The 24,004-nt window shown below is 53.9% G+C and carries 21 protein-coding genes and 1 tRNA gene; 10 read left to right on the top strand and 12 right to left on the bottom strand.

What is annotated here, in order from left to right:
- Positions 1 to 13 precede the first annotated feature (13 nt).
- Positions 14 to 703 (top strand): formyltransferase family protein, encoded by a 690-nt coding sequence (locus WCK51_01195; protein ID MEI7575480.1) that lies wholly within the window; start codon positions 14 to 16, stop codon positions 701 to 703.
- Here WCK51_01195 and WCK51_01190 read toward each other — a convergent pair.
- Genes WCK51_01190 through WCK51_01180 form a run of 3 tightly spaced genes read right to left on the bottom strand, consistent with a single transcriptional unit; the run spans position 666 to position 2,432 of the window.
- Positions 666 to 1,268, bottom strand: coding sequence for a sugar transferase (locus WCK51_01190; GenBank protein MEI7575479.1), 603 nt, complete (start codon positions 1,266 to 1,268; stop codon positions 666 to 668). The genes WCK51_01195 and WCK51_01190 overlap by 38 nt on opposite strands.
- The gene (locus tag WCK51_01185) at positions 1,265 to 1,882 is read right to left on the bottom strand and encodes an SIS domain-containing protein (protein ID MEI7575478.1); all 618 of its coding nucleotides are present in this window, start codon (positions 1,880 to 1,882) and stop codon (positions 1,265 to 1,267) included. Before WCK51_01185 ends, WCK51_01190 begins: the two co-directional genes overlap by 4 nt.
- Positions 1,857 to 2,432, bottom strand: coding sequence for an HAD family hydrolase (locus tag WCK51_01180; protein ID MEI7575477.1), 576 nt, complete (start codon positions 2,430 to 2,432; stop codon positions 1,857 to 1,859). The genes WCK51_01185 and WCK51_01180 overlap by 26 nt, the downstream gene beginning before the upstream one ends.
- Positions 2,433 to 2,507: 75 nt before the next feature.
- Here WCK51_01180 and WCK51_01175 point away from each other — a divergent pair, with 75 nt between their 5' ends.
- The 4 genes from WCK51_01175 (at position 2,508) to WCK51_01160 (ending at position 6,019) form a co-directional block, all read left to right on the top strand.
- Positions 2,508 to 3,287: a hypothetical protein gene (locus tag WCK51_01175; protein MEI7575476.1), complete on the top strand. Its 780-nt coding sequence runs from the start codon at positions 2,508 to 2,510 to the stop codon at positions 3,285 to 3,287.
- Positions 3,288 to 4,013 (top strand): hypothetical protein, encoded by a 726-nt coding sequence (locus WCK51_01170; GenBank protein MEI7575475.1) that lies wholly within the window; start codon positions 3,288 to 3,290, stop codon positions 4,011 to 4,013.
- A gap of 77 nt (positions 4,014 to 4,090) precedes the next feature.
- Positions 4,091 to 5,887, top strand: a complete 1,797-nt coding sequence (locus WCK51_01165) for a hypothetical protein (GenBank protein ID MEI7575474.1) — start codon at positions 4,091 to 4,093, stop codon at positions 5,885 to 5,887.
- A 55-nt stretch (positions 5,888 to 5,942) separates the two neighbouring features.
- Positions 5,943 to 6,019, top strand: a tRNA-Pro gene (locus WCK51_01160).
- A 15-nt stretch (positions 6,020 to 6,034) separates the two neighbouring features.
- On the opposite strand, the gene WCK51_01155 is transcribed toward WCK51_01160, so the two are convergent.
- The 9 genes from WCK51_01155 to WCK51_01115 form a co-directional block, all read right to left on the bottom strand.
- Positions 6,035 to 6,772 (bottom strand): AAC(3) family N-acetyltransferase, encoded by a 738-nt coding sequence (locus tag WCK51_01155; protein MEI7575473.1) that lies wholly within the window; start codon positions 6,770 to 6,772, stop codon positions 6,035 to 6,037.
- 13 nt (positions 6,773 to 6,785) lie between these two features.
- Complete coding sequence (locus tag WCK51_01150; GenBank protein MEI7575472.1) at positions 6,786 to 7,631, bottom strand: NAD-dependent epimerase/dehydratase family protein; 846 nt, start codon at positions 7,629 to 7,631, stop codon at positions 6,786 to 6,788.
- On the bottom strand, positions 7,631 to 8,836 hold the full coding sequence (lhgO, locus tag WCK51_01145) for an L-2-hydroxyglutarate oxidase (protein ID MEI7575471.1): 1,206 nt from the start codon (positions 8,834 to 8,836) through the stop codon (positions 7,631 to 7,633). The genes WCK51_01150 and lhgO overlap by 1 nt, the downstream gene beginning before the upstream one ends.
- Positions 8,837 to 8,840: 4 nt before the next feature.
- Positions 8,841 to 10,376, bottom strand: coding sequence for an NAD(P)-dependent oxidoreductase (locus WCK51_01140; protein ID MEI7575470.1), 1,536 nt, complete (start codon positions 10,374 to 10,376; stop codon positions 8,841 to 8,843).
- 139 nt (positions 10,377 to 10,515) lie between these two features.
- Positions 10,516 to 11,631 (bottom strand): phosphopentomutase, encoded by a 1,116-nt coding sequence (locus tag WCK51_01135; GenBank protein ID MEI7575469.1) that lies wholly within the window; start codon positions 11,629 to 11,631, stop codon positions 10,516 to 10,518.
- Complete coding sequence (locus WCK51_01130) at positions 11,628 to 12,740, bottom strand: ATP-grasp domain-containing protein (protein MEI7575468.1); 1,113 nt, start codon at positions 12,738 to 12,740, stop codon at positions 11,628 to 11,630. The genes WCK51_01135 and WCK51_01130 overlap by 4 nt, the downstream gene beginning before the upstream one ends.
- A gap of 5 nt (positions 12,741 to 12,745) precedes the next feature.
- On the bottom strand, positions 12,746 to 13,570 hold the full coding sequence (locus WCK51_01125) for a hypothetical protein (GenBank protein ID MEI7575467.1): 825 nt from the start codon (positions 13,568 to 13,570) through the stop codon (positions 12,746 to 12,748).
- Positions 13,567 to 14,244: a ComEA family DNA-binding protein gene (locus WCK51_01120; GenBank protein MEI7575466.1), complete on the bottom strand. Its 678-nt coding sequence runs from the start codon at positions 14,242 to 14,244 to the stop codon at positions 13,567 to 13,569. Before WCK51_01120 ends, WCK51_01125 begins: the two co-directional genes overlap by 4 nt.
- A 7-nt stretch (positions 14,245 to 14,251) precedes the next feature.
- Positions 14,252 to 15,178, bottom strand: a complete 927-nt coding sequence (locus WCK51_01115; GenBank protein ID MEI7575465.1) for a hypothetical protein — start codon at positions 15,176 to 15,178, stop codon at positions 14,252 to 14,254.
- A 26-nt stretch (positions 15,179 to 15,204) separates the two neighbouring features.
- Here WCK51_01115 and xylB point away from each other — a divergent pair, with 26 nt between their 5' ends.
- The 5 genes from xylB (at position 15,205) to WCK51_01090 (ending at position 23,955) form a co-directional block, all read left to right on the top strand.
- Entirely contained in the window at positions 15,205 to 16,644 is a 1,440-nt protein-coding gene (gene xylB, locus WCK51_01110; GenBank protein ID MEI7575464.1) for a xylulokinase, read from the top strand.
- Between the two features lie 38 nt (positions 16,645 to 16,682).
- Complete coding sequence (locus WCK51_01105) at positions 16,683 to 18,305, top strand: S1 RNA-binding domain-containing protein (GenBank protein MEI7575463.1); 1,623 nt, start codon at positions 16,683 to 16,685, stop codon at positions 18,303 to 18,305.
- Positions 18,306 to 18,375: 70 nt separating this feature from the next.
- Positions 18,376 to 18,936, top strand: coding sequence for a dephospho-CoA kinase (coaE, locus tag WCK51_01100; GenBank protein MEI7575462.1), 561 nt, complete (start codon positions 18,376 to 18,378; stop codon positions 18,934 to 18,936).
- Positions 18,937 to 19,128: 192 nt separating this feature from the next.
- Positions 19,129 to 21,099: a hypothetical protein gene (locus WCK51_01095; protein MEI7575461.1), complete on the top strand. Its 1,971-nt coding sequence runs from the start codon at positions 19,129 to 19,131 to the stop codon at positions 21,097 to 21,099.
- Positions 21,100 to 21,162: 63 nt separating this feature from the next.
- Entirely contained in the window at positions 21,163 to 23,955 is a 2,793-nt protein-coding gene (locus tag WCK51_01090; protein ID MEI7575460.1) for a FlgD immunoglobulin-like domain containing protein, read from the top strand.
- Positions 23,956 to 24,004: the final 49 nt, after the last annotated feature.

Genomic DNA, 24,004 nt, shown 5'->3' with positions numbered 1-24,004 from the left:
GTTGAAAATATCTGTGTTGTGTTCTGATCCTGGTCATCCGGTGATGCCGCACCTAAAGCTTTGGTCTGAGGAGTTGAACGAACACGAAGTGGAAATCGTGGCGAGCAAGAATGAGTTGAGTGGCGGAGACTTGCTATTTTTGATCAGCTGCCAGGAGATGATTCGAGAGGCAACGAAGTCGATGTATGTTCACACGCTTGTGATCCATGCTTCCGACGTTCCGAAGGGGCGGGGATTTGCTCCTTTGAACTGGCAGATACTCGAAGGGCAATCAGAAATTGTGGTAACCATGATGGACGCGGCGGCGAAGGTTGATTCCGGCGACATCTACCACCAGAAAACCATCTTCAATGAAGGTCACGAGACGTTTGAGGAGATCTTCGAGAAACTGTTTTTAGCGGAGATCGAACTCATGAATTTTGCTGTGCAGAACTTCGACAGCTTAGACCCGGTTCGTCAAGATGATTCCGTGGAGTCATCCTACTATCCCCGCCGGACATCTGCAGACAGCCGCGTCTCAGTAACGAAGTCGCTAGAGGAGATTTTTGATCTTTTGAGAGCGTCGGACCCAGACCGCTATCCTCTCACGTTTGAACACAGGGGCTACGTCTATAGTCTGAAACTTGAAAAGCTTGATCGCATCGAGTTAGCTCCGATGGCGGTCGTCAACGATTCGGCTGATTCTCTACGCCCTTCTCAGTAGAGTTAACCCCTCTGCGAAGGAGGACATGAGGAATCGTGAGTAGGAGTATCCGGAGGTCGGTGACTAACGAAGGGTGCAAGGCGTACTCGGAGTCGATCCTCTTGCGCTCCTCCCAAGAGTTTAGGTTTCTTCCACTGATCTGACAAGGACCAGTGATCCCAGGCTTGACCAGCAGTTTTGCTTTTTCTGCTTCCGTGTAAAACTCGAGTTGAGAAACTTCGTCGGGGCGGGGACCGACTAGGCTCATGTCTCCTGCAACGACGTTCAAGAATTGGGGTAACTCATCCAAACTTGTCGTCCGGAGAAAGCTACCGAATTTGGTGACCCTAGGATCGTCAGCATTGGTGTACGCCGATCCGTCAGGGTTTCTTATCGTCGGAGCGTTGACCTTCATCGAGCGGAACTTGAAGATGCGGAAAGGCTTGCCGTTGAGGCCGAGGCGGGCTTGGCGGAAAAAGACTGGGCCCGGGTCGACAACCTTGATCAGAAGAGCCACTATCAACATCGGGATTCCAAAAATAGCGAGTGCGATCAACGCTCCCACCAGATCAATGCCTCGTTTCATACCTTTGCGAGTTCCTCTGCTGCCGCCATTTCAGGGTTCAGTTTCCGTTCAACGATGTGGCAAAGAATGTGATACAGAGCCAGATGTGACTCTTGGACATGCATCGTCTGAGAGCTCGGGACGATGATCGCGACATCGGCGAGCTTAGCCATCACGCCCCCGCTTCCGCCCACGAGTGCCACTTTTTTCACACCCGCAACCTGCGCCGCTTGCATGGCCGCGACACAGTTCTTTGAGCCGCCACTGGTGGAAATGGACAAAAGCACGTCCCCCGGCTGGCCGAACGCCTCGACCTGCCTCGAAAATACTTCATCGAAACCGTAGTCATTTGCGCGTGACGTCAGCGTCGAAGAGTCTGTTGTCAGGGCAATTGCAGGCAGTGCCTTTCGTGGGAAAGATGTTGAGAGGGTGGAAATGAATTCCGCCGCCAGGTGCTGTGCATCGGCAGCACTTCCTCCATTTCCGCAAATGAGAAGCTTGTTGCCTCGCTGGAATGCTTCGGAGAGCAAGTCTGCCGCCGCTAACAGAGAGGGAATACAGCTTTCGGTCACCGCTTGCTTCACGCGGATGCTCTCGATAAGATGCTCTTTAGCGACCTGTTCCCAATTTCGCATGATTCTCTCCCGGTTCCAATAGTATGGCAGGCAGGTCAGCGAAGCTGTCGATTACCAAATCTGGTCGGAGTCCCTGTTCCTGCTCGGTGGCAGACCCGTAGCCCGTTCGGACAAGAACCGACGTGGCGCGTATGTTCTCCCCCAGTTGAATGTCGCAGAGCTTATCGCCAACGACGATGGCGGATCGGAGATCAAATCCGTACGCTTTTGCGGCGTCCAAGGCCATCCCGGGTGCTGGCTTACGATGCGTGGATTCCACTTCAGAAGTGTCCGGACAGAAGTAGAACTCCAGAATCCTCGCTCCGCAAGGAGCAAGCAGCTCCTGAACACGTTGGTTCACACGAACTACCGCGGCCGAGGTGAAGTATCCGCGTCCGATCCCCGATTGGTTGGAAACACATATCACTTCCCAACCTGCCTCGTTGAAGGTCGCAATCGCCTCCGCTACTCCCGGGATTAGTTCCACTTCAGCGGGATCTGACAAGTAGTTCTTCTCGACGATCAAGGTGCCATCCCGGTCGGCCAGAATGTACTTCTTGTCAAGACTCATGCTTTGCTCGCAAGACGGTGAAGGGAGTTTGACATTAGCAATCGCAGAACAGGATTTTACGAGATAATAGTCTCTATGCGATTCGCTTTAGCAGTTTTTCCCTTCTTGGTATGCGGGGCTGGGCATGCTCAGACGATTGGCGGACCGCGTACTTACCCGCAATTCCGAGACATGGCGGGACTAAGTGGAAACGGCTTTCCGGTTCTTCGAGATGGCAGCATCGGTATGAACGGGGCGATGTCTCTATCGACCCCGCTCGGCTATGTGTTGGGTACGAAGAAGATTGTCCTTGGTTTGTGCTCCCGGAGCACTGACAGGAATCTGCGATGGTTCAACACAACCAGCACTGGAGGCGTAGGAAGTGATGGCACGCTGCAAGGGATGTTCTCCTTGGACTCGCTCGGGTCTCGAATCGCGATCACGCATATGATCGTCAGTGGAACTGGTGACAGCGTCCAGCATCTTCAGTATCAGCTACCGCTAAATCAAGAGAAAACTGGCGACTGGGCGTTTTCGATTGGCTGTCACAACGTTACGGATCGACCCGCGGCAAACGGCGATGATGACCCCGTCGAGGACTCCAAGCTCAGCCGTTCCTTCTTCATCGTGGGCACCAAAGAGTGCAGTCGCGAGCAGTATTTCACTCTTGGATTAGGTGGGACGCGCTGGAAAGGGTTCTTTGGATCCTACACCCTGCCAATCAACGACAACTGGCGAGCCTTCGGCGAGTACGACACGTTCAATTGGAACTTTGGAGCTGCGACGGAAATCGAGATTGTCGGCAAGAAGGCATATCTCCAAGCCGGACTCGTGCGAGGGAACCTCGCGACATGGTCGATCAACTGGGTGTTCTAGATGTACGTTCCCAATTACGTTCCTGAGCCCGAGGCAATGCCAGGGAACGTGACGCAAGAACGCTACTCGAAGCGGCTCCTGTTTATCCGTGAGACCTTTTACAGGTTCTGCCTGTGGGTATTGGTGATTGCTCTACTGGCTTGGGCAATTCCGACGGAATTTGGACGCGAACCACGCTTTGGGTGGCTCTGGCTCCTGTCGCTTGCGCTCATCAGTCTGCTAAGAACCTTCGGCAGAGGAACGACTTGGGAAGTGAAATCCGCTCCAATTCAAGCGCTCGTTTGCATCGGAACGACTGCGCTAGCGGCTCGTAGCGCGACGGCGTTCTCCTTTCCCGCCTGGTCCGTGCTGGCGGGGATTGGTTGCTTTGCGGTCTACGCAATTTTTTGCGGACGCGATTTTAGCTTCGTTGGTGGCTACGTCCTAGCCCTGATTGCGAGCAGTACAATCATCGCCTTCATCATGATCGAAGAAGCCCTGACGAGCCTTCAGAGCTGGCAGGCAATTCTCTGGAATGCGTTCGCGCTACTCTATCTGGTTTACGACCTTGCCTCGCTTATGTGCCGAAGAAAAGTGACTGAGGTTACAGCAGCTTCGGTCGATCTTTTTCGAGACATTTTTAACCCATTTGGGTGGGTCCCAAGAGTGATCATGCATTGGTATCGGCATCGCATCCTCAACGATCTGTCGTTCGACTTGCCGTTTCGCCGGTGGCTAGAGGACTAAACACCTGCGAGATTCGCCTTGAAACGAATACGAATCGCTTCGTGATTCGTCATACTTACCGTCTGTAGGTCGGACGAATGAGCGTACTTCCACTTCTCACTGCATTTTTGGCTCTCCAAGGCGGAGGAGCCAAGCCAAAGTTTTCCATCGACGTGTACTTGATGCAAGGCAAGTCGCCGGTTGCCGTCAAGGGCGGAGAGTCGTTGACTGGTGAGGTCACGTTTGTGATCAAACCGATAACGACGAACCCAATCCAAGCCATTGAGATGTACGTCGGCGACGATCTCCGGGAAACCGACGGATCAACTCCCTACGAGTTCAAACTGGACAGTCTTTCCGAAGAGGATGGTCCGATTAAGTTGCGGTTTAAGGGATTCACCTCGGAAGGCGAGAACGCCGAAAAACTCGTGACCCTCAATGTCGACAACGGCGTGTCGTTGGGCGCAGACGCTCACGTCGCAAAAGGAAACGCCTACCTGGCCGAGAGCAAGTTCGACGAAGCACTAACCGAGGGCCGAATCGCCCTCAAAGCCGATAAAGACTCCGTTGCGGCTCGACTTCTTTTGGGACGCGCAAACTTTGCGAAGGGCGCATACGATAAGGCTCAAAAGAATGCTGAAGACGTTTTGGAAGTCGACAAGAAGAACCGAGATGCTCGCGAGCTAATTATCTCGTTGAATGTTCAAAAGGCGTTCAGTGCGACTTCGAAGGCGACGACCGACCGCCGCGAGACCGTCGATGCCATCAAGAAGTCACTCATGAACGCGGCGAAAATGCGGACGGCAATTCGCGACGAGGACTTGGACGGCATGAAAAGAGATGGGACGTCGATAGAGTTCCTTGATGCCGCCATAAAAGCTCGACGCTATGCGCTTGTCGTCGACTCGCTTGAGAAGGAGATTCCGAACCAATACAAACGAACGGATTTGGTCAATCGATTGGTATTCAGCTATCTGATGCTCAGCCGGGTCAACCAAGCGGACGGACTTCTCAAGAATCTCAAGAAGTTTGGCGAGTACGATGCGTACTCCTTCGCCCTTCTCGCCGTGAATCAAGCTGAACTTGGCGATGATAACGGTTCAGATGAAGCGATCAAAGAAGCAATTCTGAATTCCCCAGATTCCTTAGGTGTCAAAACCGCCCAAGCGTACATCGCCATCAAGCGTGACCGTGCAAAGGCTTTGGCGGATGCTGCTTCGGCACTACTGCGCGACGGCGAAGTAAGGAGCGAGGCGTACTATTTCGCGGCCGCGCTCGCGAACCGTCTCACCCAGATCAATAAAGGCCGCGCGAACTTTGAGAAGGCAATTCGGGCAGACGCCGCCGATCACGATATGTACGTTGAGCAGGGCAATGAGGCGATCTCGTTAGCACTGACCCCGAACTTGACGGCCGCCGACAAAGACTATCAGTTTGAGTTTGCAAAGGCGATGTACTCCACGGCACTTGAATGCCGTCCCAGCTCTGGCCAGGCTCTCGCTGGAATTGGTATCGCTTCGCTCTATCAGAAGAAATTCGATGACGCGGTCAAGTTCACCGAAGCGGCAACAAAAGCCAGTCCGAATTATGCTGCGGCATTCTATGCCTCAGCCGCGGCCCTGGCCGCAAAAGATGGGGAGCTTGCAAAGGCCTACACCGCCGTCGTTAACGGCCTGACTAAGGATCCGGGCAATGATGCTTATCGAAAGCAGAAGAGTGCCATCGAATCGCTTCGCCCAGCTTTGCTCAAGAGCCGAACAAACGCAATGCTCCGCGCAGAGGGACTCGACGCACGCAACTTGAAAGGCCGATCGACACCTACCGTCGATAACGTCTTCAAGTACTTCAACACCACCGGGCGAACCCCAGTGATCTCGACTCCGGCCCGAGGCTAAACTGCCGCAACCGGTACCCCGGTCAATCAGATCGGGGTATCCTCTTGATTCCTTTCGGGGCGTGGCGCAGTTTGGTAGCGCGTTTCCATGGGGTGGAAAAGGTCGCACGTTCGAATCGTGTCGCCCCGACCAACTAGACCTACCCCGTCACTTCGGTTTACACAGCAGATAAGGGTACGCCCTAAGCCTTTGAACAAGCCATTCCATCATTTGCCGTGCATCAACAAGCCGCACAATGGCATCGCCGATCGAGTGGTAGGTTTGAATACCGAGCGCGCCGAGATCCTTGTCAATGCGCATAAAGTCTCGCTCGGTCGCCCAGGAGTGGAATCTAGTTCGTTGCTCTAAGCGATTACCGTCTCGATCCGTGACGATGCACGTTCCTTCGCCGGGAATCAGATGGTAAGGAACCTCAGCTTGCTCCTCTGCTGCATGAATCGTGGTGTTCGACGTATGAGTGCACCCGACTAACGCAATCAACCCCTCGGCCTGTGCTAACTTGCGAAAAGGGCTGTGTTCGTCGCAAGGCGAATAGCTGTCAAAGTGGTCGTTCAAAAAGCTCTCAGCGGCCACTCCAAACCCTTTAACGGAGTGAGTTGCATGGACTGAGCGAAACCCGCCTTCCAGCTTCGCGGCTTCGACCGGAACCACTCCAATTCTCACTGGGACACTCTTGGCGACGTCGAAGGCAGGAGGACTCTCCGGCAAGTCGGTCGGTTGACCCGTGAAAGTAGGGAACATCGCGAGTCCCTGCTCCGAGACCGCCTCTCGCCAGTCGTTGATGTAGTTCTTGGCGTCGATATCTCCGACCGCGCGAAGCGCCGTGTGGATCAGGACTGGCCGTCCCTTGACTCCCAGATGCTCGATTTCTCTGACAAGATTCACTGAGATTCTTAGTTTACGACGGATTTGCGAGCAAGTCTCTGATTCCCTCGTTGAGTTGAATAGTTGGCTCCCAACGGGTTAAAGTCTTGAGTGCGGTGGGGTCTCCGCAGATCATTCGAGCTTCCCCCGAAACAGTGGGATTCCAAGTGATATCCGGCTTTCGTCTAGCCTCCCGGAAGACTAGTTCGACGAGTTCCAACATCGTCGTGCCGATGCCCGAACTGAGGTTGAGGACCCCCCCAGAGACGGATTGCGAAACGAGTTGGCTTAGCGCTATTGCCGCATCAATACGGTGAACGAAATCTCGCTTCTGCAATCCGTCACCATTCAGTGAGACTCGACCATCGCCCTGCCCTGCGGCGACCAGTCGAGGAATGATCTGTGCGGGATCGGTCGAATTGGGGCCATAGAGATTAAAAACTCGCACTGCACACCCGCCTGCGGCGCGGATGAGTTCCTCGGCTTCGAGTTTCTGCTCACCGTACGGCGCGCGCGGAGCGACGTCCTCGTCTTCTTTGCTTGGATGGGCAAGATTGCCGCCGTAGACCAGGCTTGTGCTTGCAAAAATGACGGGAACACCGCAATCCAGCACCTTCTGGACAGCGCTCAAATTGCGTTGCCGAGTGCCGACCGGATCGTCCTTTGCCTGACGAAAAGAGCCACTCCACTCAAGGTGAAAGATCTTCTCGCAGTCCGCAAAAATAGCCTTTAAATCGCTATCGAATGCCCGGCCATACACCTGTTGCGAACAGTTCACTTCTCGTTCGTCGAGAACGATGACATCGTGACCCTCACCCGAGAGCTCAGTGACGAGCGAACGGCCCAGGAATCCACCACCGCCCGTCACCCCTATTCGCATCAGGACACCAGTTTTGGTTCCAAGACTGCAACAATGTGGTCCGCAATCGCAAGGCAAGCGGTGGCGGCTGGGGAGACTGCATTGATGACATGCACTGCGCGCTCATCGTGCTCAATCACAAAGTCATCCACCGGTGCACCCTCGGGGCTGATGGCTTGCGCCCGGACTCCAGCCAGAGCCGCAACCAGGTGCTCTTCGCTGATCTCGGGGATCAAGCGTGAAAGCGCCTTTACAAAAGCCTTTTTGCTGAACGAGCGGTGCATTTCGCCGGCTCCGGTCTTCCAAAACTTTCCTGCCAGCTTGATGAATCCGCCGTAGGTGAGAGATTCAAACAGCTCGCCGGGGTTGATCTGGCGGTTTGTGTACCCTTCACGGGCAAACGCAAGAACCGCGTTCGGTCCGCACTCCACGCCACCCAAGACCATTCGCGTAAAGTGGACCCCTAGGAAGGGGAAGGCCGGATCGGGGACCGGATAGATGAGATGTCGGCACAGATGGTGGACGTCTTCCTTGAGTTCGTAATACTCGCCCCGGAATGGGATGATTTTGATCGAGGGTTTGTGCCCGGCCATCTGGGCAACTTTGTCGGAGTAAAGGCCAGCGCAGTTCACCAAAAAATCGAGGTGTTCACCATTCTTATCTTCCGTTCCGATGGTCACTCCGTCGGTTGTTTTGATGATGCTGATGATTTTCGAGTTCAGCCGAATCTCGTGTCCTTTCTCTTCAAGAAGTGCTCCCAGCTTGACGCAGAAGCCGACATAGTCGACAATCCCCGTTTCTGGGACGTGTATGGCTTTGATCCCCGCGACATGGGGTTCTCGTTCGCGTAGTTCATCTCCGTCGATGAAGCGGCATTCGACGCCGTTCTGTTGACCGCGTTCGTAGATGCGGTCTAGGGCAGGCAACTCTCCATCATTGAGTGCGACGATGACCTTTCCGCACTTCTCCCATTTCACGGAATGTTCATCGCAAAACGCTTCGAGCTGAGCCTTGCCATCTCGGCAAGTGGTCGCCTTGAGCGATCCCGGCTTATAGTAGATTCCGGAGTGAATGACTCCGGAGTTTCTACCGGTTTGGTGTTCAGCTAGCTTTGCTTCCTTTTCGAAAAGGACGATCTTTACGTGGGGAAACCTGAGCGAGATTTTGTAGGCTACTGAAAGCCCCACAATTCCACCGCCAACGATTCCGATGCGTATCTGAGCCATCCGCTTAGTTTGACCGAAGGATGCCCTGGTCGTAGGCGGCTTCTTCAACCATGTTCCGTAACCGTTGCGCCTCGGTCATCAATCCGCGTGAGGACGCTTCTTCGCTCAGAAGCTTCACGTTCGAGTATTGTGGTGCATTGTAGTCAGAGACTTTCCCTTGTTCGAACGCTTCAATGACCTGCTTGACACCCATTTCTAATGACCACTGAGCTTTAAATCCGATTTGGTTTTTGATCTTCGAGAAGTCGACACGGTAGTTGCGTCGGTCGCCATCGCTACCGCTCGCAATCAGTTCGGCGGTCGGTACGAACTTCTGGATCAGGCGTCCGACATCTCCCAAGGTGTAGTTTCCTTCATCGGAGCCGACATTGAACGTTTCGCCGCCAGTGACCTCAAGCGGAGCTTCAAGCGCGGTAGCAACGGCCAGGGAAGCGTCATCCACGTGCACGAACGGTCTCCACTGGTCTTCGCCGAAAACGGTGATCTTTCCGTCAACGATTGCCTTTGCCGTCAACAAGTTGACAACGAGGTCAAATCGTGTCCGTCCACTAAGTCCGAAGACGGTTCCAAACCGCAAGATTGTCGGTTTGAATTTATCGTCCTGCATCTCAAGCAAAATTCGTTCGCACGCAATCTTGGATCGAGCGTAAAGCGAAACCGGGTTGAGTTGAGACTTCTCGTTCAGAACCTCATCCGAAGCTCCATATACGGAGCATGTTGAAGCGAAGATAAACTTCTTGATTCCAAATCCTTTCGCGCACTCGGCGATCATCTGGGTTGCCATCAGATTCACTTCGATCGTGAAGTCTTCATCAAGAGCACATGCAGGGTCGCCAACGATTGCACCAAGGTGAACAACCGCGTCCATGCCGCGCATCGACTCGACTATTTTATCGATCTGCCGGAAGTCGGCTCGAACGATCTCGAGATTCTCGTGTCCTGCAACTGCGGCAATTGGCTCTTCGCCAAACATGAAGGCGTCAACCAGTCTGACTCGATAGCCTTTGTCAATCAACTTCTTCAGAAGTCCTGAGCCGATGTAGCCCGCTCCCCCGATAACCAGCACGCTCTTTGGTCTGTATTCATCGAATGAGGCGGCGCTTGCAGAATGGCGCGGTAGAACCTTGTGGTTGACCTTGATCCAAACCATGCTCCAAATTCGAGCACCAATCGCAAGGACGACGGCCATCACGCCTGTGCTCATCACCAAGCTTCGGCTCGACTCAATGTTACGACCAAGCATGAACAATAAGAAGCCCCACGCCATGACAGCAACAGCGGAAACTTGCAGGACGAAAATTGGCTTGTAGCTTGTCGAATATGCCCGACCTTTTGTGTAAAAGCCCGAGAAGTAGAAGACTGGTAAGCAGATAGCCAGAAGCGATGTCGGCGCGAGAATGTTTTGCGAAGCGTAGGCACCAAATGTCTTCCCGGGTTCCGCTCCAAAAGCAAAGCCAACCAACATTCCGAAAATGGAAGAAATCAGCAACAAAACACTATCTGCAAACAGACGAAACGCGATTTCAGTAGATTTTTTCATCTTCTAGTCCCAGCATCAAACAGATCAGCGACGCAGAGATGCGCCCAAAAATCTAGTTTACTCTGCGGCTAAGTATCGGAACAAAATGAGTGCCTTTCTCCCTATCCCAAAGAAAACTGGTATGCAATCGGCAAAGTTGCTAGGCTGAGCATCCGAGCCAATCTGTCACTCGTCTGCCAACTTGCCACAGCCCTTGTTGATCGCCTAGTTCCGCTACGCCTGATCCCCTATGAATCACCGAAAACGGTACGAATTCACGAGAATGGTCAGTCGAAGGCGTCGTAGGGTCGTTCCCGTGATCCGCTGTCAGGATCAGCAGATCGTCAGCCGTGAGCTTAGCGAGGAGCTTCTGTAAAACAACATCAAAGACCTCAAAGGCTCTGCCAAACCCTGTTGGGTCATTTCGATGTCCATACAGCATATCGAAGTCCTCGAAGTTCGCAAAGATGAATCTTGCATCGGAGTCCAGTGCTGCCCAGAGCATGCCTTCGTGCTCGGCATTGTTCTGAGTGCGCCTTACCTGCCGGAAACCTCTGCCATCGAACAGCTCCGGAACAACGCCGATCCCGAACACGTCAAGGATCCCATCAATGTAGTTGGCGGGTGCGGGGAGTGGGAAATCTTTTCTTCGTTCGGTTCGAGTAAAGCCTGCTTCTTTGGACCCAATAAACGGGCGAGCGATGACCCGCTGAACGTTGTGAGGTTCGGAGCAAATCTCGCGGCCGATCCGGCAAAACTCGTACAGTTGTTCGATCGGAACGTGGTCTTCGTGACAGGCAATCTGAAAAACACTGTCTGCGCTTGTATACAAGATTGGCGAGCCGGTGTGAATGTGTTCCTCGGCAAGCTCGGAAATGATCGCGGTTCCACTGGCCGCCTTGTTACCGATGACCATACGACCAATCCTTTCTTCAAAGGCAGTGACGAGGTCAGAAGGGAACCCGTTTGGATAGGTCGGAAAGGCCACCTTCGTATGAACGCCCATCATCTCCCAGTGTCCAGTCACGGAGTCTTTTCCCATCGACATCTCCTGGAGCCGCCCGTACTCTACGTGAAAGCCGTCTAGGCCAACGGAAGTCTCGATACCGCCCGCCGCAAAATAGCCAGCCCCCGCGAGGAAGGGAGCGGTCAGCCCTCCGCAATGTTCCCACACGTGCTTAAGCGTTGACGGATGGTCATGGTCGTTAAACAAGGCGGCATCGGGAGCCTCGCCGGCCCCGCATCCATCCAGGACCAGAACAATAGCTCTTCTCACTTAGTCCCCCAGGACCTATAGAATGTCTCGCGTGCTTGGCGAGCCCACTCAACGCTTACAGCAGGAGCACACACATTGATGTGTCCCATCTTGCGACCTGGTTTGGCTTCGGCTTTGCCATACCAGTGCATCCTCGCCTCGGGGTGCGATATGGTCATTTCGCTAAGGGCCTTCAGATAGTCTCCGGAGTTAGACTGTCCTAGGATGTTTGCCATACACGTCTTGTCTCCCCAATGAGCAGTTCCGAAAGCGCCCATGGTCAAAAGAATATGCGCTTCAAACTGAGACATCGCGCCCCAATCCAGCGTGTAGTGCCCTGAGTTATGGGGGCGTGGAGCAATTTCGTTGACGCTGATTGTCCCGTCTTCAAGTTCGAAGAGTTCAACGCCGTACAACCCCTTTGCATTTAGGGCGGCAACCGCCGCCATCGCGACCTGCGCCCCCCGTTCTTGGGTTATTTCATCTTCAACGTTGTAGACAAGATCACAGACATGGTTCTTCTGTTCAGTGACCATCGTCGGAAAACAGCTCATTTCATCACCCGCACAAACCATGACCGCCAGCTCACGTTTGAAAGGCACAAACTCTTCGGCGAGCCACTGTTCGACTTCGATTTGCTCTAGAATCGACTCGTATTCTGCTTCGTCTCGGGCGTATCGAGTTCCTTTTCCATCGTAGCCACCAAAACGCGACTTGAGAACGCAAGGAAACCCGAGCTCGCGGGCATCGGCCGCCGAGAGGGCTCTCGGGGAGGGAACTCCCTGAGCCAACAATGTTCTTCGCTGAGTGAGTTTGTCCTGGATGACTTCCAGGGTTTCGATACTGGGAGTCACACGTTCTGGTGAGAAGGTTGCCTGTCGGCAAGCCTGGCGCATTGCTTCCGCAGGAATGAACTCGTTCTCAAAAGTCACGAATTCGCAGCATCTCATCACCTTGGCGATGTCGTCAGGATTGGTGATTGAACCGACGATGAACGGACCTACTTGAGCTGCAGGCGAATTTGAGTCCGGATCAAGAGAGACTGCTTTGACCCCCAGCTGATGGGCGGCGATTATTGACATCCGAGCGAGCTGCCCTCCACCCAAGATTCCAACCTGATACTGCGCCACGACGCCTATAAGGTTGGCACAATCTGACTTGGTTCAGGGACAAGGCAGGTCGAATTCGGTAGATCAACATCCCGGATCACTCCAATCAATTCGGTTTCAAAGTTTGAGGCGATTTGGTCACTCACCCACGAATGAATGTAATCAATGCTTGTACGATTTGGTTGGGTGAGATTGAAGCTTAGCTGAGCAATCTCTTGTTTTTGAAGGTGGAATGCTAAAACACGGACACCAGCCCATTCTGCTTCGCCACTTTCGCGAATTCGGCGAATCTCTTTCGCCAATTCTCGAACCCTCGTCAAGTCAGGCGCTCCAAAGTTAAAGTTGACGGCGAGCAAGAATTCGCGCGCTCCGATGACCGAATACCCCCACCATGAGTGTGAAGCGGTTCCAAAATCAAAAGGCTTCGTAACCGGTCCCAACTGGCCGCGCAGTACTGGCAAGCGCGACTCTGCACCTGGCAAAGCTGCCTTTTCGTACATGTGGACAGGAATCGACCAAGTGCCCGAGAACTCCTTTGCCCACTCCTTAACTTCGCCAATCAGCTTTGACTCAGATCCATCCAGAAGCACGAAGGGAGCAACGTCGAGTGCTCCAGAAAAGGGGTGGACGCCGCCTTTACCGAGGTCGATGTAGTCGAGAAATAGCCTGCAGAGTTCGTCCATCTGCCGAAAAACTTCAGGGGCTGGGCCAGAGAATGCGGTCACTGTCCGCTGGTGATCAACGTCACCTTGAACGTAGTGAACGGTCAGTTCTGGTAAAAACTGGCCAAGTGCTCGGTCGCACAATTCAGGATCAAAAAAGCTCCAATTCGGGACGGCGAGGACTTTCATAGCGTCAAAAAGGGCCTGATCTTCTCGAACAACTTTTCGCCAATGCCTCGGACCTGCTTCACTTCCTCGATGGACTTGAACCCGCCAATTCCCTCGCGATAAGTCACGATCCTGCCTGCGAGCTCGTGCCCGATTGCCGGCAATGCCTCAAGCTCAGCCACCGTGGCTTGGTTAATGTTGACAACCCTTGGCTGAGCCGGTAGTTCGGGTTCGTTAGGCGAAGAATCTGGGCCCTCTGGAGCGGATGGCATCGGCGCGGCCGTCGAGTTCTGACTGGAGGGGAGCTGCCTGAATGGGATCGACACCTTCGAACCGTCTTTGAGCGGCTGAGCCAGGTTGATTCTCTCTCGATCCGCAGTTGGCAACAAACCGCCCGCGAGGACAACTAGTTCGTCCAACCGTGCACCTTCATACAGCCAATAGACTCCCGGCTTTGAGATCGCGCCGCCGATATCAAGAACAATTTTTTTGGCTTCTTTCGGCTCGGCGCCCTTGGCCTCGGGTTGAGGGGTTGCCTGGGTCGACGGTGCGGAGCCCACAAAGCTTTGGAGCTTCTGATTAGGGGCGGGATTCGGTGTGGTCTTCGCCCTCGCGCCGCCAAGGTAGCCGATAACGCCGAGAACGGAGATGCCCAAAATGCTCGCGAGCACTTGTCGCCAGTTCGGATTCTCCATGACTTATTTATAGCGGGAACGCATCTGAATTAGCTAGTAGCGCATGTCGCCAACCCCGCACGCTCACGCGGCAAGCCTCGGCTCGCAGAGCGAAAAGGAAGCGTTCCAAAATAAAGGCTCCTACATGGATCGTGTTTTCTCGACCCTTTTCCAGGCCAGGAATCGCTCGGCGATCCGAGTCGTTCATTGGCATCATCCATCCAACGGCCTTGCTGATCTCTTCGTACTGCAAGGTTGAACCGTGAACCACATCTGGCTGCCAAGTCGTCAGTTGATCTCGTACCGAAACCAGATTTGTTCCTGCAGCGCCGAGAACGACTACCTCTCCACATTGTCCGGGCCGGTAGCAAACTCCGATCAGGTCATCGATTGCTCCCGACGCTCGAAGCAAAGATAAACCGTCGACTTGCTCGCCCGGAAAATTGGTTGACTTTAGCCCCAGCGTCCCGATCGGGTAGCTGCGGCGAAAATCGACGGTCCAGCCATCATCTGTGCGAGATGCCGTGACCATTTCGGTACTCTGCCCGCCTGGATCGATGATCGAGATTCTTTGGTAGTCAGTGAAAGCTGGGTCGTTCACGACCGCCTCAAAGCCCAGTTGAGCCTCTTGTTCGCCCGACAAAATCTTGACCGGTGTCCCTTGTCCGGCGGCTCGCTCAAGAAATTCTGCAGAATTCGAAGCGATTCTCGCCGCCATCGTCGCTCCCGCAACAATACTCTCCGCTCCAGCTTCGAGTGCGGTAGTCCAAAAGCGAGCCAGGGCTCCAAGAGTCTCGGTCATGCCGCGCTCCGACAAAACGCCAGTCTTCTTCGTGCCTTCGCCAAGAGCCGTGATGGCAGTGTCGTCAACAACGGGACTCCAGGAGCCATCGATGAACTCGCAAACCAGAAGCAAAACCGAGTTGGAACCAACATCAATGACAGCGCGTCGCACTTCCAAAAGTATATGCTCGTTGCCCTATGGCAAAGCTCCTCGGAATCGATATCGGCACATCAGGTTGCAAAGTGCTCCTCATTGACGAAAAGGGAAACATTCTCAACCAAGCCTCCGCCGAATATCCGATCAGCGTTCCCAAGCCAGGCTGGACGGAACAGAATCCAGATGACTGGTGGGTCGGAGTTGAAAAGTGCTTAGCCGAGATTGACGAGAAACAACCGGACGCAATCGGAGTCACCGGACAGATGCACGGCTCTGTATTCCTCGATGCAAATGGAAAAGTAGTCCGACCGGCACTACTGTGGAATGACCAGCGAACTGTTGCCGAATGTGAGCAAATCGAAGCAACTGTCGGTAGTGAGCATCTCAAGGAACTCACCTGTAATCCTGCGCTGACCGGGTTCCAACTTCCCAAACTGCTCTGGCTGAGGAATCACGAGCCGGAGAACTACCAGCAAACCCACCAAGTTTTATTACCCAAGGACTACATCCGGTTCAAGCTAACGGGAGCGTACGCCACGGAGGTGAGTGATGCGAGCGGCACGGGAATTTTCGATGTCAAGAACCGTAAGTGGTCGCAGCCAGTTGCCGACGCTCTCGGAGTCGATCTAGGCCTGTTTCCAAAGGTGTATGAGTCGGACGAAGTCACGGGTGAGACAATTCAATTGGCTAGCCTGAATGCGGGAATTCCTGTCGTTGGCGGTGGCGGAGATCAAGCAGCGGCGGCAGTAGGGACAGGCGCAGTTGAACCAGGAATCATTTCGGTCAGCTTGGGGACGAGCGGGGTTGTCTTCACGAGCCTGCCTTCCAGCGATCACGACCAGAGCGGCGCTGCGCATACTTTTTGCCATGCGAACCGAGGTTGGCACGCAATGGGTGTGATGCTCAGCTGTGGCGGAGCCTTGCGATGGTATCGAGACACGCTTGGCGGAGGACGGAGCTACGACGAAATCGCCGCAAGCGCGTCGACTTCACGACCTGGCTCGGGGCTGACCTTTTTGCCTTATCTAACGGGCGAGCGTTGTCCTCACATCGACCCAGCTGCCAGAGCTCATTTTGCGGGATTTGGGCTCGAAAGCACCCGTGCCGACTTCGATCGGGCGGTCTTCGAGGGCCTCAGCTTCGGCCTCTTGGGGGCGTTCAATTTGCTGAAAGGGCTCGGCGCAAGTGCAACCGAAATCAGGGTGACCAGCGGAGGGAGTAAAAGTAACTTTTGGGTCCAAATGCTGGCCGACTGCTTCGATGCGCCATGCGTCCGACTTGCCGTGGACGAGGGACCTGCAATGGGAGCGGCAATTCTCGCCGGAGTCGGGATTGGCGTCTGGCCAGACGTGCAGACATCATGTAAAGAAATTATTAAGATCAACGAAGAGATTTCGCCGAGCGGGACAGATTACTCGGTTGCTTTTGCTCGATACGGGGAACTTTACCCGGCAGTCAAACCTTGGAATGGGGCTAAATAGCTAACTTCCCTGGAACCTGTGGGGTATATTCTTAGTCTGTGCGTCCTGCGCACATTTCTGAGAAACCCATGACTGTCGATGAGAATTTGACGCCAGCCGCTGAAGCCGAGGCAACTGCCCCGGTGGATGCCGTTGTTGAAGCGTCCCTGACTGAGCCCGCGACTGCCGAAGTCGCCCCTACCGAAGCTGAACCAGCTGTTGCCGAAGTTGTTGAGCCTGCCATTGAGGCAGTTGCTCCTGCAGAGCCCGTTGTTGAAGCTGCAGCTGTTGCTGAAGTACCTGCACCTGTCGCCGCTCCTGCCGTTGTCGCAGAAGCCGCTCCAGCTGCTGAAGGTGTGACGACAAAGAACGACGCTGACCTGTTCGAGCAATACATGAACGCGCTCGATTCGGGCGAGTCGGAAGCTGCTGGCGATACGACCTACAAGCGACTAAGTAAAGGGGATCTCATTGAAGCAACCGTTATCCAAGTTGATAACGACCGAGTTTTTGTTAACCTTGGCACCAAAGCGGAGGGTGTGATTCCTCTCGCTGAGCTTGCTGAGCAGAGCCTTTCATCCGCAATCGGCCATGTCAATGTTGATGACAAGCTCCTGGTTGTCGTTCTGAACCCAACCGGTTCGGACGGAAACCCAACTGTTTCGAGAAAGCGAGCTGTGTTTGAAGAGCAGTGGGCCAAGATCATCCAGGCTCACGAAGAAGGCACCACGATCGAGGCTCCGGTTATTGACCGAGTCAAAGGTGGTCTAGTGGTCGATATTGGCGTTCGAGGCTTCGTTCCGGCAACTCACGTTGGGAACGGCAAGCTTCGAAACATCGACAAGTATGTCGGCCAGCCGATGAAGCTCAAGGTCATCGAGCTCGAGCGAGAGCGAAAGAAAGTTGTTCTTTCGAACCGACTGGCTGAGGAAGAGACCAAGGGTGCTGCTAAGGAAGAAGTCTTCAAGAACATTAAGGTTGGCGACATCCTTGACGGAACCGTTCGACGACTTGCTGACTACGGCGCGTTTGTCGATCTTGGCGGAGTTGATGGTCTGCTGCACATCTCAGAAATGAGCTGGGCGCGCATTAGCCACCCGAAAGAGATGTTCAAGGAAGGGCAGGACATTAAAGTCATGGTTCTTCGACTTGACCAGGGCGTTGGCAAGATTTCTCTCGGGCACCGACAGGTCCTTCCGGATCCTTGGCAGCTTATCAAGCAGAACTACAAGATCGGCCAGACCTTAAAGGTCAATGTTGGTCGTCTTGTCACGAGTGGCGCTTTTGTCAAGCTCGAAGAGGGTGCAGAGGCATTCCTTCCTCTTAGCGAGATGAGCTATCGGCGTCTGAAGCGACCACAGGACGTTGTTGAAGACAACCAAGAAGTGGAAGTTCAGGTCATTGATCTTCGGGCTGACGAGAGGCGAATGGTTCTTTCAATGCGAGCCCTCGGCGGCGGTGGCGAACTTCGCCCTGGCGCAGGCATGGACGAAGAGTATCGAAAGCCACGGACCAGCGGTGGTCCTGGCGGTCCAAGAGGCGGCGGGCGCGGCGGGCGCGGCGGCGGAGACGACGATTCCCGACGAGGAATCGCGACCGGCGGTGCAACCATCGGTGAGCGTCTGGGAATGCTCAAGGGTCTTCTCAAGTCCGGAGAGGAATCAGCAGAATCTGGCGAGTAATTCGCCATCAGAAGTTAAGAAACGGGGAGCGATTAGCTCCCCGTTTTGTTTTGGGCTATAGTCAAAAACAATGCGAATAGCGGTCACCGGGGGAATTGCCGAAGGGAAGTCCACACTTCTAAAACTATTGGCAGGAATGGGCTTTGAGTGCGTGAGCGCAGACGCTGCAGCCCGCGACATCTTCTTTGATCCGTCCGTTCAGCAGGACCTTTCGATTCTCCTGGGCATCGAAGGAGAAGTGTCACCGCTGTTACTGAGGTCTATGATCGCTTCTGATGATTCCTTGCGGCGAGAAGTCAATTTGCTACTCCACCCGCAAATCATGGCTCTGGTATTGCAGCAGAGCGCAACTTTTATTGAGATTCCACTGCTGATCGAGACCTGCCTGCAGTCGCAATTCGATGCGATTTGGGTAGCAAAATGCAGCACTGAAACAAAGCTATCAAGGCTCGCCGAACGAGGTATTAAAGAACCTAGTAATCAGATGTTTCAGGTTCAATTTGAGTCTGAAGCCAGGCTGGCATTTGCCGACTGCGTATTCAACACAGACCTTTCAATTGCCGAGACCGCTGAGCAATTGAAAAAAGAGGTGAAAAGTTACGGCTTTCCTCTTGTTGTTTCGAGCGAGTGATCGTGCTATACTCCACCGACCTGTACGAGGAATGGGCAATTGTGCGCGTGACTCGAACGGGAAACTTAAAGAGGGATTAAGGTTGATTCGGTTGGAGATGTTACAAGTCCAAGCAGTTTCGGCTTATACTGACAACGGAACCAATATGCGATCAAACCACATGTTCAGTTCAACTATGGAGGACACGTCAAAATGAGGCGTTTCATTGCATCTCTGCCCGGCAAGGTGCTCAGTCACGTCGTAATCACGGCACTTATGGTGCCGTACGTCGCGCTCGGACTAGCCACGAGGAGTGTTGCTCAAATCAAGCAACTTCCAAGCTGGGCCGTCGCCGACTTCGTCGATAAGAAAGGAAAGTCTGTCTACGGTGCCGAAGCAGCCAAAGCGGTTGCAAACAGCTTGAGTAAGACTGGCAAGTACGATGTTCAGCCGCAAGAAACGGTTGCTCGAGTTGCTGAAGGAATTGGTCTCACCCAACCTTTGGCAGATCGAACTAACTTGATGGCGGTCGGTCGAGAGCTCAAGGTCGGAACGATTGTCAGCGGCACGCTCGTTGACTATCGAGTTGACAAGAGCGCGGCTGGTAAGCAAGCTCGCATTTCGATGAAGGTTGTGGCGTATGATGTCGCTGCTCAGGAGCCAGTCAACGGTGCCGCAGTCGCTGCGTTCTCCACCGTTCGGGGTCAGGACGCAAGTGACGAATCATTGATCAATGACGCGATTGCGCAGGCTGCCAGCCTCGCAGTTGATAAGATCAATCAGCAATCGCTCCCAACGGGAACGATTTTGAACACTGGTCCAGACATCGCTTTGATGAATCAGGGTTCGCGAACTGGATTCAAGGACGGCCAGGAAGTCATCATCTCGCGGGGGCGAGAGCAAGTGGCGACCGGTGTTGTCTTTGACCTCAGTGCAGACAAGTCTTATGTTCGCATCAAGCGAAGCTTTAAGGGACATCAGCCAGGAGATAAGGTTCGTGCCATCTTCCAAGTCCCCGACATCACTCCGAAGTGGAACGTTGACGGAACTCCGTCAGTCGCCCGGCCAAAATCAAAAGGTGTGAGCAGCAATCTGATAACCACTCTATTGGTGCTCGGATTGGTTGCTTTCCTTGTAGGTGGCTCAGGTGGTCGTGGAGGAGAAGTTCTCCAAGATGTGACTGCAGAAGCTTATTCGGATCCAACCAATGGTCCATCTGTGAAGATCTCTTGGATGCCAAACGCATTCGCGAAAGGCAATCAGATGCGACAGTTCTGGCAAATCTTCCGAAACGACTTCTTTGACGTTCCGGTTCGAATTGCAATTGGCGGAAACACGCAAGCTCTCGACAACACGTCGCCAGTTGCGACAGTAACTTACTCGACGCTGACAAGCCCTCCGGACTTCAGCACTTGCGTAGGTAACTCGACAACCACTGCGACAAATCTATCGGGAGTAATTCCAGGTCGCCCATATCAGTACGCAGTATCGCTTGTGTTCTCGATGGCTCAAAGCGACCTGCCAGGCGGTTCGTCTGGAGGTGGCGGCGGTCAAACTGCTGGCGGGCAGACCGCTGGTGGAGTCACGACAGGTGGTACAGCAACAACTGGAACGACTGGAACAACTGGTACGACAGGTACCACGGCGACGACAGGTACCACGGGTACCACTGGTTCGACGACATCGTCAACAGCTGCAACCACTGGTGGTGCAACAGGTGGAGGAAATGGTTCATGCTTCTTCTTGTCACCAAGAACAACCTCGAACGGGTATGCAACTCCGCTCAATCGTCCGGGCCTCGTAGCTCCGGCGTCGAACGCGACGTTGCAGAATCCTCAGCAGTTCACGTTCTTGAGCGTCGCAAATCCGCTCTACGACATCACTGTTGAGTATGTGATCCAGATCTCAAGCACGCCAAACTTTGCTCCGAACACGTATGTGCAGCGCACTGTATTCCAGCGAAGAGATACCGGAACTCTGGCGACTCAGGCAATTGACCTGAACGACACCAGTCTTCCATCGAGCATCCTCACAGCGACAACTCTCCACTGGAGAATGGGCGCAAGGAACGTGTTGGACAATCCTGGTCCGGTGCCAGATGACTTCACCCAGAAGAGATACATCTTCAGTGTTGTTAATCAGCTGACCAGACCTGGTGCGCCACCACCTCCTCCAACTAACTAAAAAATCCCTCTCCCTGGGGGGAACAATCCCCCCAGGAACGTTTTCTAAACGAACTAGGCCAACATGAGCAAGTTTCGCAACAGTCGCTTTTTCTCAGCTTTTCTTCTAGGCACAGCAGGTGTGTCCTCGGTTTATGCCGACTGGACGGACGTTTGTCCGCCTCCTCCGATGACCAATCGATACTCCGACGATGCGGGTGGCCAAAACCTCGACAATCCATTGTTTGAAGTGTCGATGGGTATATCCGGCAACAGTAACTGGGCGGCAGATGATGACGGCGGTTGCTTTGCTAATGCTGTTAACGGAAACCTGGCGGGTCGAATCGGTTTCGGTATCGGGCCAGAAGGAACGGTTCGAACCGCTCTGGATAACCTGATGTCAATCACCTTCGGCTTCCAGCATCTTGGAAGTGCTGTCTTCGGACGAATGGGCTACGCGACCATACAACAAGATGGCGTAAGTTCGAGGTTCGGTGCAAACGGATTTTCGACGACGTTTGAAGGCGAATCAGATACATATTTTTATGCGCGGACGACGAACGGAAATGTTCAAATAGACCTGAGGGCTGACCTCGTCGGGGACGCAGCTCGCCTTGACTGGACCCTAGCAAATGTTGATGCTGCTAACTCGCATACCGTTGGTATGCGTTTTGGACAAGTATTGGGATTGATCTCAGCGCCACCCACCCCAGCAGTGCCTACACCGGAGTATTACATTACGATTCCCGGAATCAAGCCTCCTAGAACTGAACGACGATGGAACCGATTGTTAGACCCATCGGGTTATCCAAGTGAAGTCAATTTTGGATTCTCGCGCACTCAAGCATATGGCTTGAGAGTTGATAATGCAGCTTCAGATGCGACCACTGATTCAGCAGATCCATCCGCAAGCCAGACGCCGACCGATGGCTTTGTACTCGGACAGCCACTCTTCCTTCTCGGTACGACTCTCGGTACTCCCGCCGCAGACGGTGTAGATGCGTTCCCTGATGTCATCTTCCAAGAGCCAATTTCAGACGTGTTGATGTCTGACAGCCCAGCGTTCATCCAGACATGGGCTCCGCAAAACTTGGCGGTCGGTGGATCCAGAAAGGTTGTAGCCTTCTACCGCAGCACCTGGAGTGATGCACAGTATGGCAAGCCGTACTCGGTAGTCGTTGACCCTCCGAAGGTCGTCAACCTTGATCCTGCAAACTCCAACGCATTCGAAAACAACCCGTTCCCCGTTCGAGTCTGGGTGGATAACAATCGTGGATTCTCTACAATCGACAAGGAATTGCCACTGCAAGACGTACGAGTCGAGTTACTTCTCCCTACCGGTTTGACCGCAGTTGGCGGTTCGACGAGAACCATCGCTAGAATCGACGCCCGAAGAATGGTTCCAATCGACTTCCAAGTGCGAGTTGATGACTTTGCTGCAGGAGACCTGACTTACCAGGTGCGGGTAACACCGACGCCAGGCCCTGTCAAAACCATTACTGGTCAGATCAAAATCGTTTCTCAGCCCAGGATGCAGTTGAGGCAAAATGCGAACCTGGTGACGTCACCGTGGACGTTCTCCACTCCGACCTGGGAAACTATTCTCGGTCTAGCCCCAGACGCAGACTTCCGCGCTTTCAGCTACGAACCAGCTCAGCGGCGTTACATCATATCGTCTGGTCCGGATCGAGGTAAGGGTCAATGGCTGATCGTCAATCAAGAGCAAGCGATTACACTTGGCGGTTCGCCTAGTGCGCCTAGCGACGGAGCGCCTCGTCCAGATGGTTCTGGTGGAGCTCCGCTGATCACTCTGCAGCCAGGTTGGAACTTGGTAGGTAATCCTTATCAGACATCGATTCAGTTGGGCCAAATCGTTGGATCCGCCGCTTCGAACTCGTCTGGAGCGTTCACGTTCGCTGAACTCGTGCAGCAGGGTCTTGTTTCCGGTTCACTCGCTTACTGGGATCAAGACACCGCTACTTACAAGTTTATCCAGAAGTCATCTGACTCAATGGAGCCTCAGCGAGGCTACTGGATCTACGTGTACTCGGCCCAAAATGTTGTGATTCGCTACCCAGCCGTCTTCACACCGTTCGCACGAAAGAGCAACGAGCCAACTTGGACACAGTCTGATAAGCAATGGCGGCTGCAACTCGCGGCTCGAACCAACGCTTCTGCGGACGATTTCAACTACATCGGTCTCGCCGGATCAGCGACCGTTGCGAAGAACAACGTGATTGAAGAGCCGCCGATCGCACCGATTGATGGGGCGATCAGTATGGCTGTCGAGAAAGAGGTCAATGGACAAGCTACTCGGCTTGCACAGTCTCTCTCTGACAAGGCAGGGCGACAGGAGTTCAAGGTCTCGGTGTTCGCAAAGGACGCAGGACCGGTAACGGTCACCTGGCCGAACCTGAGCACCATTCCGAAGAACATTCGAGTGCGCCTGGTAGACACCGCTACCGGAGAAACCCGTGACCTTCGAAAGGTCTCCGGATACCGATTCGACGCAACCAGTGCCAGCACACGAGAATTCAAGATTCAAGTGGAAACAGGAGCCGTTAGCCGAGCTGTGATCGGAAACGTCGTGGTCACTCGAAACAGTCGAAGCACTGGTGGAGACGCCTCGATTCGACTGACCTACAGCCTCGCTGCAGATGCGACAACGACGGTCAGAATCCTCAAAGCCAACGGTTCAGAGGTCATGACGATCAGCCGAGGGCGTGCCGACAAAGCCGGACAGAACGAGGTAGTTTGGAACCTTATGGACCAAGCAAACCGAGCTCAGCCTCCTGGCACCTACCGGGCAGAGATCGTCGCTGAAGGACAAGACGGCGAGCGAGTTCGCAAGATCGTTCCGATCGTCATCAGCCGATAAAATAAGCAAAACAAAAAGAGCCAAATCTGTCCGGATTTGGCTCTTTTCT

This window comes from Armatimonadota bacterium, assembly GCA_037138755.1.
Taxonomy (GTDB): Bacteria; Armatimonadota; Fimbriimonadia; order Fimbriimonadales; family Fimbriimonadaceae; genus Fimbriimonas.
Note: the sequence above shows the minus strand (reverse complement) of the source record. Positions and strands in the feature narration are given on the sequence as shown.

Coding starts and splice junctions, on each gene's coding strand:
- WCK51_01190 (MEI7575479.1), bottom strand. CDS start 1,268: ATGAAACGAGGCATTGATCTGGTGGGAGCGTTGATCGCACTCGCTATT.
- WCK51_01185 (MEI7575478.1), bottom strand. CDS start 1,882: ATGCGAAATTGGGAACAGGTCGCTAAAGAGCATCTTATCGAGAGCATC.
- WCK51_01180 (MEI7575477.1), bottom strand. CDS start 2,432: ATGAGTCTTGACAAGAAGTACATTCTGGCCGACCGGGATGGCACCTTG.
- WCK51_01175 (MEI7575476.1), top strand. CDS start 2,508: ATGCGATTCGCTTTAGCAGTTTTTCCCTTCTTGGTATGCGGGGCTGGG.
- WCK51_01170 (MEI7575475.1), top strand. CDS start 3,288: ATGTACGTTCCCAATTACGTTCCTGAGCCCGAGGCAATGCCAGGGAAC.
- WCK51_01165 (MEI7575474.1), top strand. CDS start 4,091: ATGAGCGTACTTCCACTTCTCACTGCATTTTTGGCTCTCCAAGGCGGA.
- WCK51_01150 (MEI7575472.1), bottom strand. CDS start 7,631: ATGCGAATAGGGGTGACGGGCGGTGGTGGATTCCTGGGCCGTTCGCTC.
- lhgO (MEI7575471.1), bottom strand. CDS start 8,836: ATGGCTCAGATACGCATCGGAATCGTTGGCGGTGGAATTGTGGGGCTT.
- WCK51_01140 (MEI7575470.1), bottom strand. CDS start 10,376: ATGAAAAAATCTACTGAAATCGCGTTTCGTCTGTTTGCAGATAGTGTT.
- WCK51_01125 (MEI7575467.1), bottom strand. CDS start 13,570: ATGAAAGTCCTCGCCGTCCCGAATTGGAGCTTTTTTGATCCTGAATTG.
- WCK51_01120 (MEI7575466.1), bottom strand. CDS start 14,244: ATGGAGAATCCGAACTGGCGACAAGTGCTCGCGAGCATTTTGGGCATC.
- xylB (MEI7575464.1), top strand. CDS start 15,205: ATGGCAAAGCTCCTCGGAATCGATATCGGCACATCAGGTTGCAAAGTG.
- coaE (MEI7575462.1), top strand. CDS start 18,376: ATGCGAATAGCGGTCACCGGGGGAATTGCCGAAGGGAAGTCCACACTT.
- WCK51_01095 (MEI7575461.1), top strand. CDS start 19,129: ATGAGGCGTTTCATTGCATCTCTGCCCGGCAAGGTGCTCAGTCACGTC.
- WCK51_01090 (MEI7575460.1), top strand. CDS start 21,163: ATGAGCAAGTTTCGCAACAGTCGCTTTTTCTCAGCTTTTCTTCTAGGC.